This is a genomic window from Bacteroidales bacterium (assembly GCA_031275285.1).
Lineage (GTDB): Bacteria > Bacteroidota > Bacteroidia > Bacteroidales > UBA4181 > JAIRLS01.
The window spans coordinates 1-17439 of the sequence record JAISOY010000097.1; the positions used below are offsets into that span (position 1 = coordinate 1).

At 41.2% G+C, this 17439-nt stretch carries 12 protein-coding genes; 3 read left to right on the plus strand and 9 right to left on the minus strand.

Annotated features, from left to right (window positions below):
• Together fucI and LBQ60_10730 are read right to left on the minus strand one after the other, a co-directional pair.
• Positions 1-241: L-fucose isomerase (gene fucI / locus LBQ60_10725; GenBank protein MDR2038384.1), on the minus strand; the 241-nt coding region annotated here is incomplete at its 3' end.
• Positions 242-494: 253 nt separating this feature from the next.
• Positions 495-1475, minus strand: coding sequence for a GntR family transcriptional regulator (locus tag LBQ60_10730; GenBank protein ID MDR2038385.1), 981 nt, complete (start codon positions 1473-1475; stop codon positions 495-497).
• Between the two features lie 412 nt (positions 1476-1887).
• Between LBQ60_10730 and LBQ60_10735 the strand changes: the two genes are divergently transcribed.
• Positions 1888-2709, plus strand: coding sequence for a PASTA domain-containing protein (locus LBQ60_10735; GenBank protein MDR2038386.1), 822 nt, complete (start codon positions 1888-1890; stop codon positions 2707-2709).
• Between the two features lie 3 nt (positions 2710-2712).
• On the plus strand, positions 2713-4584 hold the full coding sequence (locus LBQ60_10740) for a T9SS type A sorting domain-containing protein (GenBank protein ID MDR2038387.1): 1872 nt from the start codon (positions 2713-2715) through the stop codon (positions 4582-4584).
• A 15-nt stretch (positions 4585-4599) separates the two neighbouring features.
• Here the strand turns inward: LBQ60_10740 and LBQ60_10745 are convergent, their stop codons facing one another.
• From LBQ60_10745 to LBQ60_10775, 7 genes are all read right to left on the minus strand, one after another.
• Positions 4600-4965 (minus strand): YraN family protein, encoded by a 366-nt coding sequence (locus tag LBQ60_10745; GenBank protein MDR2038388.1) that lies wholly within the window; start codon positions 4963-4965, stop codon positions 4600-4602.
• Positions 4966-4982: 17 nt separating this feature from the next.
• Positions 4983-5825 (minus strand): hypothetical protein, encoded by an 843-nt coding sequence (locus LBQ60_10750; GenBank protein ID MDR2038389.1) that lies wholly within the window; start codon positions 5823-5825, stop codon positions 4983-4985.
• 288 nt (positions 5826-6113) lie between these two features.
• Entirely contained in the window at positions 6114-8807 is a 2694-nt protein-coding gene (locus tag LBQ60_10755; GenBank protein MDR2038390.1) for a DUF5686 and carboxypeptidase regulatory-like domain-containing protein, read from the minus strand.
• A gap of 184 nt (positions 8808-8991) precedes the next feature.
• Complete coding sequence (locus LBQ60_10760; GenBank protein MDR2038391.1) at positions 8992-9876, minus strand: DUF1080 domain-containing protein; 885 nt, start codon at positions 9874-9876, stop codon at positions 8992-8994.
• Between the two features lie 91 nt (positions 9877-9967).
• A complete protein-coding gene (locus LBQ60_10765) occupies positions 9968-11455 on the minus strand; it encodes a Gfo/Idh/MocA family oxidoreductase (GenBank protein MDR2038392.1) in 1488 nt (495 codons plus the stop codon).
• A gap of 194 nt (positions 11456-11649) precedes the next feature.
• On the minus strand, positions 11650-12084 hold the full coding sequence (rpiB, locus tag LBQ60_10770; GenBank protein MDR2038393.1) for a ribose 5-phosphate isomerase B: 435 nt from the start codon (positions 12082-12084) through the stop codon (positions 11650-11652).
• 56 nt (positions 12085-12140) lie between these two features.
• Positions 12141-14885 (minus strand): glycoside hydrolase family 78 protein, encoded by a 2745-nt coding sequence (locus LBQ60_10775; GenBank protein ID MDR2038394.1) that lies wholly within the window; start codon positions 14883-14885, stop codon positions 12141-12143.
• Positions 14886-15134: 249 nt separating this feature from the next.
• On the opposite strand from LBQ60_10775, the gene LBQ60_10780 reads away from it, so the two are divergent.
• A partial coding sequence (locus LBQ60_10780) for a DUF2723 domain-containing protein (protein MDR2038395.1) occupies positions 15135-17439 on the plus strand: 2305 nt, incomplete at its 3' end.

Below are 17439 nucleotides of genomic sequence, written 5' to 3' on the forward strand. Positions count from 1 at the left end.
GGTCAAATTTTTCAGCGCAGGCCGCAGCTTCGGCTACACGGCCGATAGTGCTGTCGGCAATCACACATTCTACCGGTGATCCGTCGCCGTGACGTAATTCCGAACCGATAAGTTTTGCCACACTCCTGGCCAGATTCATGGTCTGGTCTTCAAGCGACTCGCGTACTCCACGTTGCCGTCCGTCAATCGTCGGACGAATTCCAATCTTCGGAACAATTCCTTTTAGCCTTTTTGTACTCATAACTTCTGATTTTATTAGGTGATTAAGATTATGTTTTTTAATAAGTTTGAACGTCTGAATGTTTATAAAGTTTGAAAGTCAAAAAGTAAGAATGTTCATAAAGTAAGAAAGTATAGATATGGGAAACTTTTTTCAGCATACTTTTCATTTTCTTTTCGTACTTATTTGATTTATTCATCATTCATTTTCCATTTTTAATTCTCCATTATTCACTACGTTCATGAGACCGCTGTCGCTACGTTCTCCATTATTTTTATAGTGTTCCCCGGACAATCAATTGAGTAGGGACGATTTCCTGAATTTTTTGTTTGGACTTGATAAAATCAGCAGTCCGTTTCCCCATCTGTGCAAAATCGGTAGATATCACGGTAATGCCTTTATCAATGATTTCATATACGGGAGTATCGTTGTATCCGATCAATCCTACATCCCTGCTCAATTTGTATTTTTTATCTTTGCAATACTGCACCATTTCCACCAGTTCTTTTTGTGAGATCACCAAATAAGCCGTACCTGGTTCCACTTCATTTTCTTCTACGCGTTGTACTATGTCAAAATGTATCCCGTGGTCCTTACAGAAACGTTTGAAATACCTGATACTGCTCCGTGGATGAAAGGAGGAATCGGGAAAGTACAACACCAGTTTTTTATATTTCCGGATCATCGACCATCCCGACTCCAGACTGTCGTACATGGCTTGATCAAAATCCTGGCAGACATAAGCATAATTTTCTGCCTTATATTTTCCCCAATCCAGCATCAATAATTTTCCGGGATCGATCTTTTTCAATGTGTCACTGATCCGGTCGTTATTGAAATTCATTACCACATACATATTGTACCGTCCTAAGCTGTCGTTAATAACGGAATCGAAAACACGAAGGTTATAGTGGTGGAACAGGAGGTCAATGGTGTAGTTTTTTGGTAGATTACTCACTACCGAATTATAAAGTACATCCTTAAAAGGTGAAAATGTATCGAGCAGCATGAATACTTTATTGACCGTTCCTTTCACATAATAACCCTTGGATGCCGTAGAATCAATGATCCCCCGCCTTTTTAACTCCTGGTAAGCTTTGAAGACCGTATCACGGGCAATGGAATTTTCTTTGCTGATCTGATTAATGGATGGAAGAAAATCACCTGTTTTATATTGTTCTTCACTGATGGACATGATCAGTGCCTCAATCAACTGCTGAATTTTTGAGCTATCGGCTTTAAATTCAATTTTCATTCTTTTAAATCCATTAATGATTTATTATAAAGCAACATACAGCTATGCTGTGCTGTGCTGTGCTGATACGAAAATAGAAATTAATTATTGAAAATAAAAATTAATTAAAAAATAATTAAATGAACCACTCTACTCTTCGATTAATATTGGTTTTGAAAATGGTCAGGACAGGATAATGTTATTTTTGATCACCCTATTTAGCCCGTGTTTTGACCTACTCAGTCATGAAATTTAAAAGCATTTATGATAAAGAGTTTATGTGCTATAGGGTCTTGTTTTGTAGTTCTTTGTTTTTGAAAAAAATCATGATTACTTTTGTGTTTTTATTATATCCATTATCCGGGAAGTTTTAATTATCTTTCTATAAAAACCAAATAGCTTTATGGCTGAATCTAAGAAATCATCGAAAATAATGAATGTACTAAGAAAAATAATAAATCATTATATATTCAGGAATCTGGTGATTTTGTTCATTATCTGCCTGATGGTCTATTTTGGAGTATTGGTTATCTTACGGCATTATACACACCATGGAGAAGCTTTAGCTGTTCCTGAACTAAGAGGGTTAACTATGGAAGAAGCGCAAAAGGTGTTGTCTGAGAATAAAATGCGTGGACAGTTGGTCGATTCCGTATATATTACCTCTGCCAAACCTGGTGCTGTTGTAGGTCAGGATCCCGAACCAAAATTTAAGGTGAAGGAAAACAGGAATGTTTTTCTTACCATCAATGCCATTACTCCTGAAAAGGTAAAGATGCCGGATGTTGTCGGGATATCACTCAGGCAGGCAAAGAGTATACTCGAATTACAGGGGTTGAATGTGGGTGAGATCGTCTATATTCCGGATATTGCCAAGAATAATGTTTTAAAACAGACTTATAAAGGAAAAGAGATCAGAAAAGGAACGGAAGTCATCAAGGGTTCCGAGATAGATTTGGTCCTCGGCCGGGGATTGAGTGATGAAAGAACGGAAGTTCCCAATCTTAACGGGTTTTCTTTGTCAGATGCCCGTGATTACCTGACAAAATATTATCTCAATTTCGGCGTTATTTTATATGATGAATCGGTACTTACAAGTGCTGATTCTCTGAAGGCATTTATTTATCAGCAAAGACCAAGAGCTGATGTCGGCTCTACTCTTCAATTAGGATCTTCCATTGATGTATGGTTAACTGTTGATGAGACTAAGTCCCCTAATTATGTGGAAAAGGAAGATGGCGAAGAAACGAAATAACAGATGAAGAAATATCTCTTCGGTATATTGATTTCAGTAAATTGTATTTTTTTACAGGGACAGGCTCCTGTAACATTAGGGCTTGACCATAACCCTATCTTACAAAACCGTTCATCTAAGGGTACTTTATTGAAAAACGATATACAGGTCGATACTATTAGTTTGCCTTTTATTGACGATTTTTCCTATTATGCTACATCCAACTATCCCGATCCGTCATTATGGATGGACAGGAAAGTTTTCATCAACAACAATTATCCGGTACTTCCCCGTTCAAATGGAGTGGCTACTTTTGATGCATTGGATGAAAACGGGCAATTATATAATAATAAGGGAACCAGTTTTCGTGCCGACACCCTTACTTCGGGTCCGATCGATCTGGGCGGGTCAGATATGCTCAATGTTTACCTGAGTTTTTTTTACCAGCCGCAAGGTATTGGAGATGCCCCGGAAGAAGGAGATTCGCTGATTCTTCAGTTCAAATCATCTTCTGAAAGATGGGAAAACGTCTGGCGGATACCGGGAACGAAAAATCACCCTTTCAAACAAGTGTTGATACCGGTTATAGGTACGGATTATCTATATAAAGGATTTCAATTCAGGTTTGTAAATATTGTCAGTCTGAATCAGGATAAATTTAATGAAGGGAAGAAAGGAAATGCAGACCTGTGGCATATCGATTATGTCCGTTTGGATAAAAACAGAAATATCAATGATACAACCATGCTGGATGTTGCAATGGTCGCACCCATGAAATCGCTGATTAAAGGCTATCAGGCAATCCCATGGACCCATTATCCGGTGGCATTTTCCTATCTTCTGGAATCACAAATAGATATTACTTACCGTAACAACCATCATCTCGGGTATCTGGTGACCCGGGTATTTGAATCCACAGATCTCTATACATCGCAAGTGACTCCTATCGGGAATGCCGGTGCGGAAAATATCCGTGAAGGACAGGTGATAACCTATACCGAAGAGGTACTTGATCCGTTCATTACACCCTTTACCGATTCTGCTTTATTTGAGATTAAGGGATATCTTCGAACTGATGAATACGACCGCAAGGAAAACGATACCGTTCGTTTCTTACAGGTTTTTAAAAATTATTTTGCACGGGACGACGGTATTCCTGAAAGTGGATATGGTTACGAAGGCATCAATGCACAAGGGGCAGCCATTGCCTGCCGTTATGAAATGTTTATGCCCGATACGCTACAGGCCGTAGCCATGTATTTCAATCCTGTACAGGATAGTATAACACGCAAATATCGTTTCCGGATAGCTGTATGGAGAGATGATAAAGGCCGGCCGGGTGAACAGGTTTATCTGTCTTCGGAAGAGTATTCTCCTGAAGAAACCGGAAAGTACGTTCTTTATACTCTTGAAAAACCAGTGTATATAGACAGGTATTACTGGATAGGTTGGCAACAGGTTACAACGGGATTCTTAAATGTAGGATTTGATCTGAACTATAATGATAAGGGAAATCTTTGGTACAACAGTCCGGGTGTGTGGCAACAGGACTCCAATGATGGTACGTTAATGATACGTCCTTATGCAGGAAAACGTTCCGACTTCTCTACTTCATCCCCTCCTGTTATTGAAAAACGGCCGGAAAGCAGTCGTTTGATAGTATACCCTAACCCGGCTTCATATTATGTCCGGATTGAATTCGAATCGGACCAACCCATCAGTATTTCAGAGTACAATGTTGAAATATTCGGGGCTACCGGACAACTGCGTTACCGGTCTGCACTTACACAAAATCAGGTTGATATCAGTCAGTTGGAGCAGGGAATGTATGTTTTACGTCTCATCCACAGGAAAACAGGATATGTTCGTAAGCAAAGTTTTCTGATCGTCCGGTAATCCGGATCCGGTACATTATTTTCCTGCAATGGGATAAAAGGCATTTTCGATATGTTCTATTATGGTCTGATTTCCTATGATGATTGAAATAACATCAAAACGGACTTCCATCTCCATCTCATTTTCCTGGATGTACATGCCGGCAGCTTTAATCAATTGATGTTGTTTCCTGCGGGTAACGGAAACATACGGCTCAGCAACAGGATTTCCCGTACGGCATTTTACTTCTGCTATCACCAGTTCATTCCCTTTTGCGGCGATAATATCTATTTCCAGATGCTGATACCTCCAGTTGCGTTCTAGTATCCGATATCCATTTTCAGTCAGATATACAGTAGCGATATCCTCTCCTTTTTTCCCGGTTTCATTGTGTTCTGCCATGCATCACCGGGGATTATTCAGTGGATGGTTTCAATCAGGATTTTCGAGTCACATTCGGTACCATAGGTATAATGCATATCAGATTTACCTTTGACAGTTAGTTTACAGACCCCTTGTAAGGCTTTATAACAAGTCGACTTGAAAAGAAGGGTCTCACCTTCTGTACCCGATACGGTATTGGAATAGGTAAAGTTTGCGTCATCCCGTAGCATGCCGGTCATGGTTCCCGTAAAAGACCAGACATCGTCTTTAGGGTCGGCTTTTGTTTCCGCGCCTTCGATACGGGTATAACTCCCATTGGTTACATCACAGGTGATGATTACTTTTTTGTCATCCTCAAGGCTATGAATGGATGCAGTATTGAGCTTGTAGTCATAACGGTCGATCTGTGTTTCTCCTTCTGTGACAAACCTGCATGTAATGGGCATATTTCCTGTAACAATCTGTCCGTTAACTGAAAACCGGTTGGTTAGTTTGATGACGGCTGTTCTGCCGCTTTGCCCATAGACCTCTTTATCGGGCAGATCGATGGTAATGGTACCCATCAGTGTCATATCATTCAGGGACCATGCATTGTATTCAATGTCTACCACAAATTTCCCTTCCGACGGCTCTTTAAATGTGATGGTTTTCTTCCTTGATTCGTTTTCTTCTGTAATCGGATCCGTTGAATAGTTGTTTTTATCCACCAATGCCCAGGCATCTTCTGCCTCACGGAAAATAACAGAATAATAACTGGTTGCCCATACGACATCACCTACCATATCGATAGGCGTATATTCAACTTCATCATCGTCTTTTTTACAGGTAGGCAATAGTATGACAGCCAGTGCTACTATAATGATATTTTTTAACTTCATTTTCATTTGTTTATAATTTATTACGCTATGTTACTCGTGAGGTCAATTCTGCTGAGTTCGCTCCATGATTTTAAGTTCAGATGAACCCCGAAATCCAAAGGGTTCACCGAAAGTAACGGCTCAGCGGAGCTCAATACACCATAGATATTCATTACGGTTGATGAACAGTAATGTTCATGACATTTCAAGTTCTGTTTAACCCTATTATTTTTACGTTTAAGAAACATAATTGTTACAAAATTAGCAGAAAAGGAGCAGAAATCAAACTTCAATATTCCACAAATGGTCTTAATTGAAAAGTCCTATCGGCAAAGTAAGCCTTACCCCCATGCTACGGTATTCGAAATTTTCAAAGCCGACAAAAAAGCCGACATGCCAGATCAGTCCGATCGTATATCCGATTTCCATATAGTTCTTTATTTCCGGAGTATACAGGTAATTGACCTGAAGCCCTTCGGACCATAAACGGTCCCTGAAAAAAGGCAGGTATTTCAGCATCAGGTATGGTGTGGAAAAATAAGCATGGGCTTCAAGGTATTTATCAGATGTACTAAAACGATAATACTCCAACAGGTTGAATGTTTTGTCGCCGATCTGATTAATAACGATCGGTATCTCAGCTGTCCGGAAATGAACATAGTCTGGGAAATAAATATTCTTTCTGTTGACAAATGTTCCGGCTCCGACTACATACTTAAAATGCTGCATGATCCCTGTCTCAATAGTTTGAGCGATTCCGCCATACAACAGGTCGAAATCGCTGTCACTATTCAATACATCTTTTAAGCCTTTGCGCCAGCCTGCATAAAATGTAGGGAAATCAGAACGTACCATCCTTTTCCGGTTGGCCCGGTCAATCCGGTAGAAGAAACGTGGCGTATAATTGACGTGTAGATTAAAAGAAGTATTTGTGTGATGGGTCAATGGTAGTGTCAATTCATTATTTTTCGGTTCATTGGAAGTATACTCCCTTGAATCTTGATAGAAGAACGAATAATCGCTGTGGTTCTCCAGCATCCTTCTTTTTGAATACAGTAGGGTCATATCCAGCTGTAATCCATTGGCAATATCGATCCGGTTATTCACATGTGCGAATTCCTGGTCATATAATTTCATATAATTACGGCGGAAAAACAGTGACGATATGGTATTCTTAAGTGGAAGCATTCCCAGCAAACCATTAAAGTCCGTTGATTTGTGCCCGACAATTACCGACAGATTCCCTCTTCTTAACGGAGCATAGCTCAGATCGGATTTAACCTCCCACATTACTTTTTTCCGGTTGATCGCCCAGATCACTTCAGGGGTAATAGATAACCGGTTCTCCATCGGAGATTTCCCAAAATCCTTATAATAAGGAAGCCGTAGTCCGATATAAAAACCATCCACCGTGTTGAATCCCAGTTTTGACGATCTTAATCCCCGGTAACCCAGCGTTCCTGCTTTTCCCAGATGGATATCCGTACCCCATAATATTTTCCCTCCGGTTTGGAAAATATTTTTCGCCGGTTTGTTTTTCCGGGCAAGCGTATCGTTTGATAAAGGGATCTTCAGAGTGGCTTTCTCCTGATAACTCTTCAATTCATTGGGCATCAGCGGAACCGGACGTATCATATCCCAGGGCACTGTATCCCGTTTATTCGCGGCACTATCCATTTCCACTTTATAGTCATCATAATATGTTTCGCTCAGGTTCAGGGATTCTTTCTTTTTCTCTTTGGTACCCGTTTCTTTTTGCATCAAACGGGCTAACTTATATGCTTCCCTGTTGGATAGGTCATCTTTTTCCAGTATTTCCCTTATTTCTTTATTCACCTTACCGGCTGCCTTATTGGTGATTTCCGCTTCTGCGAGGTAAGCATCGCTATTTTGCACGGCTTTCCGTTGTTGTTCCGCCTGTAACAACACATCGGGTTTTTTTATAGAGGTACTCTCTTCAACATGGTGGTACTTTACCGAAGAGTTGTATCTGAATACACCCTTATTTCCTAATATCGACCCGTTAAAATCGATTCTGTGGGTAACCGGCAACCAAATGTTATCATTGACTTCATTGAAATAAATCTGTACACGGTAGTCACCACCAATGGGAAATTGTCCGGTCACATCTACCCTGTATACATTCCAGTAGCTATCGGCAATATAAATATAACCTGAGATCACCTGTTTTCCTTTGTGTCTGGGAATAATTTTTATTCTGTTGATGATCCGGTTATCTTCCTCTATAAACCCCTCATAACGGAATTTGTAGTGAGTAAAAGCACTGGATGATAACGGAGAAATGTTGGGAAGAATAGCTTTCGGATCATACACACTGACAGTGACCAATTCCATGATACTCCCGGAATTTTCATCCTGATTGGGAATATTTCCTGTCTTTTTCAATACTTTTTGCCTGTATTTGTTTGGTGCAGTAAATTCGATCTCATTATAAGTTTCTTCCAGATAGGTATTCCCTTCTTTGATCTCTTTTAACTGATCTCCTGCAAGCCTCTTGACCAATCCTGAAATTTTATCGACTTGCAGGGACCCTTTCAGGTATACTTCTGCTTTATATTCCGAGACCTGATTCAGATAATAAGGAGCCATGGCAATGGCCCGGCGCATAATGTCATAAGCAGGATCTTCGTTCTTATTGGAAATGATAACTTCTGCAATTTCATAGGCTTTTTCCTTTAGGAAGATATCAAGTTCAACTGTGCTTTTTCCGATAATTACTGAATGTGTCTGGGTTTCATAACCCAGGCATTGAAAAATACAGGTATATGTACCTTCCGGCATTTTCAATTCATAAGATCCGTTGTCATTGGCCGAGGTGCCCTGTTTTAACTCCTTGATATATAGCGATGCCGCTTCAACCGGATTGCCGTTGATATCGGTGATCCGGCCTTTTAATTCCTGTGCCTGAAGCTTCATTCCTAATAAAGAACAAAACAGAGATACAACAAAGAAATAACGGCATTTTCGAATGTGTGCAATCATCTCAGTGGATTGTTTCCGTAAAATTAAAATAAAAACGATACATAAAAGATTTTATTACATTTTTAGTACCGTAAAACCAACAGTGATACATGTGTGCAAAAAGGATGCCTTTTTCCAGGCTACGGAAAATAAAAAAGCCGTCCTAAAAAAGAACGGCTTTGCAAGCTGTGAGTTAAGATAATTATTAATCTAAAATTTTCAGGCGAATATTGCGGAACCATACGTCGTCACCATGATCCTGAAGACCAATATAGCCTTCGCGGTTCGGTCCGCCGCAATTGTTCAGCAATTCAAAAGCCAGAGGCCATTTTTCCTGACTGAATTTGCTGGCTTGAAGCATTTCAGTCCATTGGGGTGTCCATAAATGGTATTCTACTACATTTTCACCGTTCTGTGCATGAAGAACAGTGCCCTTGAATACAGTAATGGTGGTATTGTTCCATTCTCCAAATGGTTTTGAATTTTGGGGTTTTGCAGGGATCATATCATACAGCGAGGTGGACATACGGTTGCCATCTTTTCCCATTTTGGCATCTACATGGTTTACATTATCCAATACCTGGCTTTCGGGAGAAGAGATATAGATTGGTTGTCCTTTGATTTCCTGGGCCAGATAGAAGATACCGGAATTAGCACCCTTGGCAACTTTCCAATCAATAGACAATTCAAAGTTTTTGAATTTATGTCCGAAAATGATATCGCCACCGTCTTTTTCCTGGGCTTCACCACCACCGGTACCGTTAAATTTAATGGCACCTTCGTCAATCACCCATCTTCCGGGAACTTTATCTTTGTTGTAACCTCTCCATCCGTTAAAAGTTTTTCCGTCAAAAAGGACATAATATCCGTCCTTATCCATGGCGAACTTTTTCAGGTCATATTGGGTTTTTTCCAGAATGGTATATTCAGGAACACCATCTTTTTCGGGAACTACTACTTCTTTAGTAACAATTGTTACCGGTTCCCAAGGTTCAGCAGGAGTGCCTTTAGAGGAGCCACCGCCACAGGATGAGAGCGCAAACAAAATCATCAATGCGCCAACACCCATGTTGATACTTTTTACTTTCATATGATTTGGTTATTATTCGGTTAAGTGATTATTAAACAAGTAAATCCGCATGGGTTTAAAGCATGCGGATTTGTACTATTATTCATTAAAATTACGGCATGGCAGGTAATGACCAACCATCCCTGTAGGTATGCTTGATCAGATCTTCTGCAAATGGTTTTGCGTCAATAGAAATACTTGGCTTATTGAATGAAGGATGACCATCTACGATTTTGAAATCATCCGACAATACCATATTGAATTTATCGCTATCGCCGATATTGGTGAATTTCATATTAGGACCATCCCATAACAGTTCTTTGTTCAAAGCCTGTAAGCGAACACCCAATACACCCATTACTACCATTTCGTTGAATGGGCCTGCTTCTTTAAATGGTGATTTAGTTTCGATACGGGTTGCCGGATTTTCCTTACATGCACGTACCCAATCCATTTCATGTCCGCCCTCCATCGCTTTTTCCACACGACGTTCTGTCTTGGGTGCATTAGGAGTACGACCTGATAACAGCCAAGGCCTAACACCATAACAACCGCAGATCAACGTATCTTTGGTACCATAAAAGATAGCGGCACCACCAGAGTCATTCATATTTTTACCTTCTGGCCATCCGTTAGGCATCATCGGCTTGATTCCACCATCATACCAGCATACCTCTACTTCAGGATATTTCACCTTTTTGGTATTCATGTTGGCACGTGCAGGGAATGTAAATTTAACTGCCTGTGCAGTAGGAGCGCAATCAGTTAACAATAAAGTCGAACTACCCTGTACCTTTGTGGGATAACCCAATTTTAAGCCTTTAAATATCGGATGCATGATGTGGCAGGCCATATCTCCAAGTGCACCTGTTCCATACTCCCACCATCCGCGCCAGTTCCAGGGATGATAAATTTCATGGTAAGGACGCATTTTTGCAGGACCGGTAAACAGATCCCAATTCAGGGTATCAGGAACCCACATACCATTTTTTGGAGTGTTCAAGCCCTGAGGCCAGATAGGACGGTCGGTAAATGTATCTACCTTCTTTACCTCTCCGATTTCTCCATTCTGGATCCACTCGCAAACTAAGTCTACACCTTCTGCGGAACTACCCTGGTTACCCATAGAAGTAGCCACTTTATACTTTTCTGCCAGTTTGGTTAGTAAACGTGACTCATATACAGAATGGGTCAGGGGTTTCTGTACATAAACATGTTTACCCATGGTCATAGCTGTAGCAGCTATGATCGCATGTGTGTGATCTGCTGTTGCAACGATTACTGCGTCAATGGATTTACCCATTTCGTCATACATCTTACGCCAGTCCCAATATTTTTTCGCACCGGGGTTTTCTTTAAATACTTTATCAGTGTATTTCCAGTCGACATCACAAAGAGCAACGATATTCTCAGTAGGTTTCACTCTCTTCAGATTCGCATTACCCATGCCTCCTGCACCAACAACTGCGACATTCAATTTGTCACTCGGAGCTTGATGCCCTAAAACACTTCCCATCGCATGATTGGGTATCACGGTAAAAGCAGCAGCTGCTGTTGCCGATGTCCCAATAAAGGTCCTTCTTGATACTTTGTTTTTCATATTGATTTGTTGTTTTTGAACGAAATATTTATTGTAATATTATAGACAGACATGTAATGCAAATCGACACAAAGATTGCAAAAAAAAACAAGGATTAATATTTATTTTAACATTATTTAAGGTTTTTCTCTTTGGCTGAAGCAGGATGTAATTTTTAAGATTTTCAAAGATACTTTATTTGACAACAAGTAATACTACTTTTCTGCAATTTTTTTTATTCTCTGTAAATGTCTTCCTCCATCGAATGAAGTATTTAAAAATTCATCCACAATCGTATAGACCATTTCCTCTGAAATGAACCTGGCCGGTATCGAACAGATATTGGCATCATTGTGCGCCCGGGCCAGACGGCTTATTTCTGCATTCCAGCAAAGTGCTCCACGTATTCCCTTGTGTTTGTTCACTGTCATATTGATCCCGTTTCCGGTTCCACAAATAGAAATTCCCAGTTCGCAGGAACCTTGTTCCACAGCATTCGCCAGGGGATGTGCGAAATCGGGATAATCAACCGGATCAGGACTTTTCGAACCAAGATCATTGACGGTGTAGCCCTTTTGTTGTAAGTAATCTATTAATTTTAATTTTAGCTGATAACCGGCATGATCATTAGCAATTCCTATCGTTTTCATAAAAATATCCAGATAATATTGTATCGCAAATATACGGTTTTTCTTTTTGCGTCAACTTATTCATGATTAAATTCATATTTTCCTGCAGGGACTTCATAAATTACATAGCCGTCTTTTTCCTCTATTTTTTTTGCATGGCCGCTTTTCTCCACTCCTTTTGCAGGGAAATACACCAAAGCCGAGCTATTTGGCGGGACTTTGACTTTTAAAGATAAACGTCCGTTTTCCCGTTTCCAGTCAGTGGTGATTTTACCTACCGGAGAGTTGTAAGAGGCGTTTGCCCATGAGATATTTGATTCATCAATCATAGGAGGACGTATGATAAACTTACGGAATCCCGGATAATCCGGATTCCTCCTGATACCGGCTACTCCGTCAATATACCATGCTCCCGGATAGAGGTAAGAACTATGTAACAGGGAATGTCCCGGAAGGTCTTTTTCCCACATTTCCCAGATGGTGGTGGCGTCATTTTCCCTCATAAATCCCCAACTCGGATAAGTTGTCTGTGAAGTCATGGAATAAATAAGGTCGTCACGGCCAAGTTCGCGCAATAATTTGAAAAGCATGGCTCCGCCGGTGATCCCTACATTAATGTGTCCTTTACAATTGACCAGTATTTCTTTTTCAAGGCGTTCCATCACCTTGTCTTTTAGTCCGGCAGGAGGGATGTTTGCGAGCAATGCTACCGCCAGATTGCCCATCGACCGGTCAGAATAGCTGAAATCATCCGCGTTATAGTATTTGACATGTACCGCTTTCCTTACCGCTTCTGCCCGTTGATCCCATTCCGCAGCCTTTTCATTTTCACCCAATACCCGGGCTATATTTGCCGCAGTAGAGAGATTGAACACGTAGTAACAACTGTTGAAGCACTCGGCCTGTGGTTTGTTGTTGTTCATTCCCTCAGCCGTAGCTCCCGGCCACAGCCAATCGGCCAGGTAATCCCAATTGCCGCCCCAGCGTACCAGGATGTCATTCTTTGTATGGCCCTTAAGAAAATCCATCCATTTCACGATCAGTTCAAAATTTTCCCTTAGAATGCGTGTATCTCCTTCATGCTGATATATGAACCATGGCAATGTGACGACAATACCACCCCAGGAAGGACCACCACCACCATTGTTGGTGGGTGCGGTATGGGGCAATACACCTCCGCCTACTCTTGGTCCCATGTTGGTTTCCCAACCCTGCACATCACGCCAGTCCTGCATCCACTTGGTATAGAAAGATCCGAGACTGTAATTGAACAATCCCGTTTCCGAAGTAGCATGTGCATCGCCTCCGTAACCTAACCGTTCCCTTTGCGGACAGTCGACTATATAGCCACCGATGGATAAATTTTCAAAAGTCCAGCGGATGCGGTCATACATCCAGTTTTGAAGGTCGTTGGAGCATTTAAAATCAGTGGCTGACGGATAATCAGTACGGACCAGCCAACCTTTTATATCGGACAATTGAGGCTTTTCTTTTAATCCTTTTATAGTGATCCATCTTCCCGAACTATAGTTGAAGCGGTTATTGAATGTTCCCTTACCCGAAGGGCCTATAATATAGGCGCTGTAATTCCTGAAAGTCATTTCATGTTGTTCCCGCTCGGAAAAGAGAAAATCAACCCGGTCTCCCGGATTTCCGGTTACTTTAATGTTCGTCCAGCCTGCAAAATTAACGCCCATATCGACCCGGTAAGAGCCGTCAGGGCGTTCTTCAATACTGACAGGCGTTATTTCTTCAAATTTTTTGTTCACTTGTGCGTTTTGTGCGGAAAGTTTTAACCGGGGAGAAAATACTGTGGCGGTAGTCCAGTCACTATCATTGAAGGTCGGTTGGTTCCAGTCGGGAATTTCTTTGTTGGCATCATACAACTCCCCACCCATGGTGCCCATTCCCCATTTACCCAAAAGTTTATTAGGACTGGGGTGTGTTTTCCATGTTTCATCCGTAATAATTCTTTCTGCAGGTTTTGAATCTGCTGATATTTCTTTATCATAATACACATCAGCCTGCGCTATTACGATCGCTGAACGTGGTTTATCGCTTGTTTTATACGGGTCGAATATGGCCCAGGATGTTCCGAGCCAAAGGGCAATTACATTTTTCCCAGGTTTCAGTTCTTTTGCTATGTCATAAGCGATGTAACGTGCACGTGTTGTATGATCGCTAACTGCCGGAGCAAGCACGTGATCACCTATTTTTTTACCATTCACATACAGTTCGTGATAGCCTACCGATGCAATGAACATAGTAGCACGTACCGGTTTTTTATTCAATTGGATGGTTTTACGGAACCACGGATCAACAAGGTTGCATTCAGGCTTTGATGGATCAAAAATATCGCTGGTGCCGATCCATTTGGCTTTCCAGTCGGTCGATGCAAATAAGCCGGTACTCCAGTGCGCTGTTTCACTCCATTTTGATTCGTTGCCGGACTCATCTTTTACGCAAACTTTCCAGTAATAATCCCTGTCGGAGTGTAATGGTTTTCCTCCATATTCAATAAGTTGCATCAGGTCGGAGCCGATCCACCCGGAGTCCCACATATCCCCGACCCCCTTATTTATTTTTTTTTCTGTCTGGCTGACCAATATCCGGTATGCGGTCTGACGTTGTCCGAAGCTGTTTTCATTGCTTGCCTGAAGAGTCCAGCTGAAACGGGGAAATGGCACATCGAGTCCCGAAGGATGAGCCAGATATTCACATTGTAAATTTTCAGGAATAACTGAGCATTTTGGGGCTGCATTTACATTCAGGATAAAAGTAAATAACAATACATGGATGAATGTCAGGACAGTTGCTTTCATTATTTGGAATTTTGAAATTTGAACAAAGAAAAACAAATAGAACGGAAGAAATATAAAATATTACGCAACCGATTGCATGATCATGAGTTAACCTTTTCATGGTAGAATTTTAAAATATCTCAAATTATTGAATATTAAAATAATATCCCCTGTTTAAGATTTTTTATCATTCGTGAGAATAAAAATCTCTTATCTTTGCCGCTTAAATCATTATTTCCAAATAGAATTGAACTGATGGATTTTAAAAAGATGAACCGTATCACCGGATGGATCGTTTTCGTCATCGCATCCGTTGTTTATTTACTTACCATTGAGCCAACTGCCAGTTTTTGGGATTGTGGCGAATTTATTTCTACAGCATACAAACTTGAAGTGGGTCATCCTCCCGGAGCTCCGTTTTTCATGCTTATAGCACATATCTTTACTTTATTTGCCGGAAGTAATGTCGAGTTGGTAGCAAAAATGGTGAATATTTTTTCCGCTCTTTGCAGTTCTTTTACCATCCTCCTTTTATTCTGGACCATCACCCATTTAGGGAAAAAGATCATTAGTACCCCGGTACAGAATTTTACTCCGGTACAAACCATTTCCGTCCTTGGAGCCGGGATTGTAGGTGCTTTGGCCTATACTTTTTCGGATACCTTCTGGTTCTCTGCTGTTGAAGGTGAAGTATATGCTTTCTCTTCTTTATTTACAGCTTTGGTATTTTGGGCCATTCTGCGTTGGGAAGATGAAGCCGACCAAAAATATGCTACCCGTTGGCTGATACTCATTGCTTATCTCATGGGGTTATCCATAGGGGTGCACTTGTTGAACCTGTTAGCTATTCCAGCTATAGGGCTGGTATATTACCACCGGAAATATACGGTAACCACCAAGGGAACCATTATTGCATTACTGATTTCAGCTGCCGTCCTGTTATTCATCCTTTATGGAATTGTTCCTGGTGTGGTACAACTGGCTGTATGGTTCGAATTACTGTTCGTAAAATCCATGGGCTTACCGATGAATACAGGTATTTACATATATGCTGTTCTGCTTGTTGGCGGGATCATTTACGGACTGTATTATTCCCTCAAGAAGAAGAAAGTAATCCTGAACAGCGCGTTACTTTTTGTGACTGTGATCATTATCGGTTATGGTTCGTATGCAGCATTGATCATTCGTTCGGCTGCAGAGCCACCTATGGATCAGAACAATCCACAAAATCTTTTTAACCTTCAGTATTACCTTAACAGGGAACAGTATGGTGACAGGCCTTTGTTTGTAGGACCTTACTACAATTCACAGCCTGTGGATTACAAAGAAGGAAAAACTTTGTATGCCAAAAAAGGAAATCAATATGTAGAAATCGGTAAAAAGACGGATTATATATACAAAGACGGTTCCACTACTCTTTTCCCACGTATGTACAGCCGTGAATCATCGCATATCAATGTGTATAAACAATGGGCGAAGATTCCGCAGAACCAGGCGCCTGATAAGATTCCTACATTCGGTCAGAATTTGCGTTTCTTTTTCTCATACCAGTTGGGACATATGTACTTCCGGTATTTTTTCTGGAATTTTGTAGGCCGCCAAAACGATATTCAGGGACATGGGAATCCCATTCATGGTAACTGGATATCCGGGATTACCCCGTTAGATGAGTCACGGCTCGGTCCTCAGGATTTGCCGGAAAGCCTTCAAAACAGGGGAAGAAACGCGTACTATTTCCTTCCCTTGATATTAGGGATTATAGGTTTGGCATTTCAATTCCAGCGTAAACGGCCTGATTTCTGGGTAGTCATGATGCTTTTCATCATGACGGGGATCGCTATCGTTGTTTATTTGAATCAAACACCTTTGCAGCCCCGTGAGCGGGATTATGCTTATGCCGGGTCATTTTATGCTTTTGCGATATGGATCGGGTTGGGTGTAATGGCTATTATCGATACGATCCCTGAAAAGATGAGGAATAAAGGGTTGGCTATAGCTGTCACAGCAGTACTGTTATTGTTGGTTCCTGGGATCATGGCTAAAGAAAACTGGGATGACCATGATCGTTCCGGAAGATATACCGCCCGTGATTTTGCTTTTAATTACCTGGCATCCTGCGAGCCGAACTCCATTATTTTTACTAATGGCGATAATGACACTTTCCCTTTGTGGTATGCTCAGGAGGTGGAAGGAGTTGGTACGGATATCCGCGTGGTGAATCTGAGTTATCTGGCTGCAGACTGGTATATAGAACAAATGGACAGAACCGCATATGAATCCAAGCCGCTGCCATTTTCACTGACCCACGACCAATATATGTCAGGAGTCAGGGATGTATTGTATATCCATGATCTTTTTAACGGTCAGCATATTGAATTGAAAGAAGTGATGGATTTTGTAGGGAATGAAGATATTAAGACAAAAGCCGTACCTACGGGCGACGGTGTGCTTTGGTCCGGTCAGTTAGCCGCAAGTGAGCTTCGTCGGGTTCCCTCTGACCAGCTGGCGGATTTCCTTCCTGCAAAAAATTTGAAAATAACAGTTGACAAGGAAAAGGTACTGGAAAATGGCACTG

Excerpts from the sequence above, each read along its gene's own strand:
- LBQ60_10730 (MDR2038385.1), bottom strand. The coding sequence starts at position 1,475 with ATGAAAATTGAATTTAAAGCCGATAGCTCAAAAATTCAGCAGTTGATT.
- LBQ60_10735 (MDR2038386.1), top strand. The coding sequence starts at position 1,888 with ATGAATGTACTAAGAAAAATAATAAATCATTATATATTCAGGAATCTG.
- LBQ60_10740 (MDR2038387.1), top strand. The coding sequence starts at position 2,713 with ATGAAGAAATATCTCTTCGGTATATTGATTTCAGTAAATTGTATTTTT.
- LBQ60_10745 (MDR2038388.1), bottom strand. The coding sequence starts at position 4,965 with ATGGCAGAACACAATGAAACCGGGAAAAAAGGAGAGGATATCGCTACT.
- LBQ60_10750 (MDR2038389.1), bottom strand. The coding sequence starts at position 5,825 with ATGAAGTTAAAAAATATCATTATAGTAGCACTGGCTGTCATACTATTG.
- LBQ60_10755 (MDR2038390.1), bottom strand. The coding sequence starts at position 8,807 with ATGATTGCACACATTCGAAAATGCCGTTATTTCTTTGTTGTATCTCTG.
- LBQ60_10760 (MDR2038391.1), bottom strand. The coding sequence starts at position 9,876 with ATGAAAGTAAAAAGTATCAACATGGGTGTTGGCGCATTGATGATTTTG.
- LBQ60_10765 (MDR2038392.1), bottom strand. The coding sequence starts at position 11,455 with ATGAAAAACAAAGTATCAAGAAGGACCTTTATTGGGACATCGGCAACA.
- rpiB (MDR2038393.1), bottom strand. The coding sequence starts at position 12,084 with ATGAAAACGATAGGAATTGCTAATGATCATGCCGGTTATCAGCTAAAA.
- LBQ60_10775 (MDR2038394.1), bottom strand. The coding sequence starts at position 14,885 with ATGAAAGCAACTGTCCTGACATTCATCCATGTATTGTTATTTACTTTT.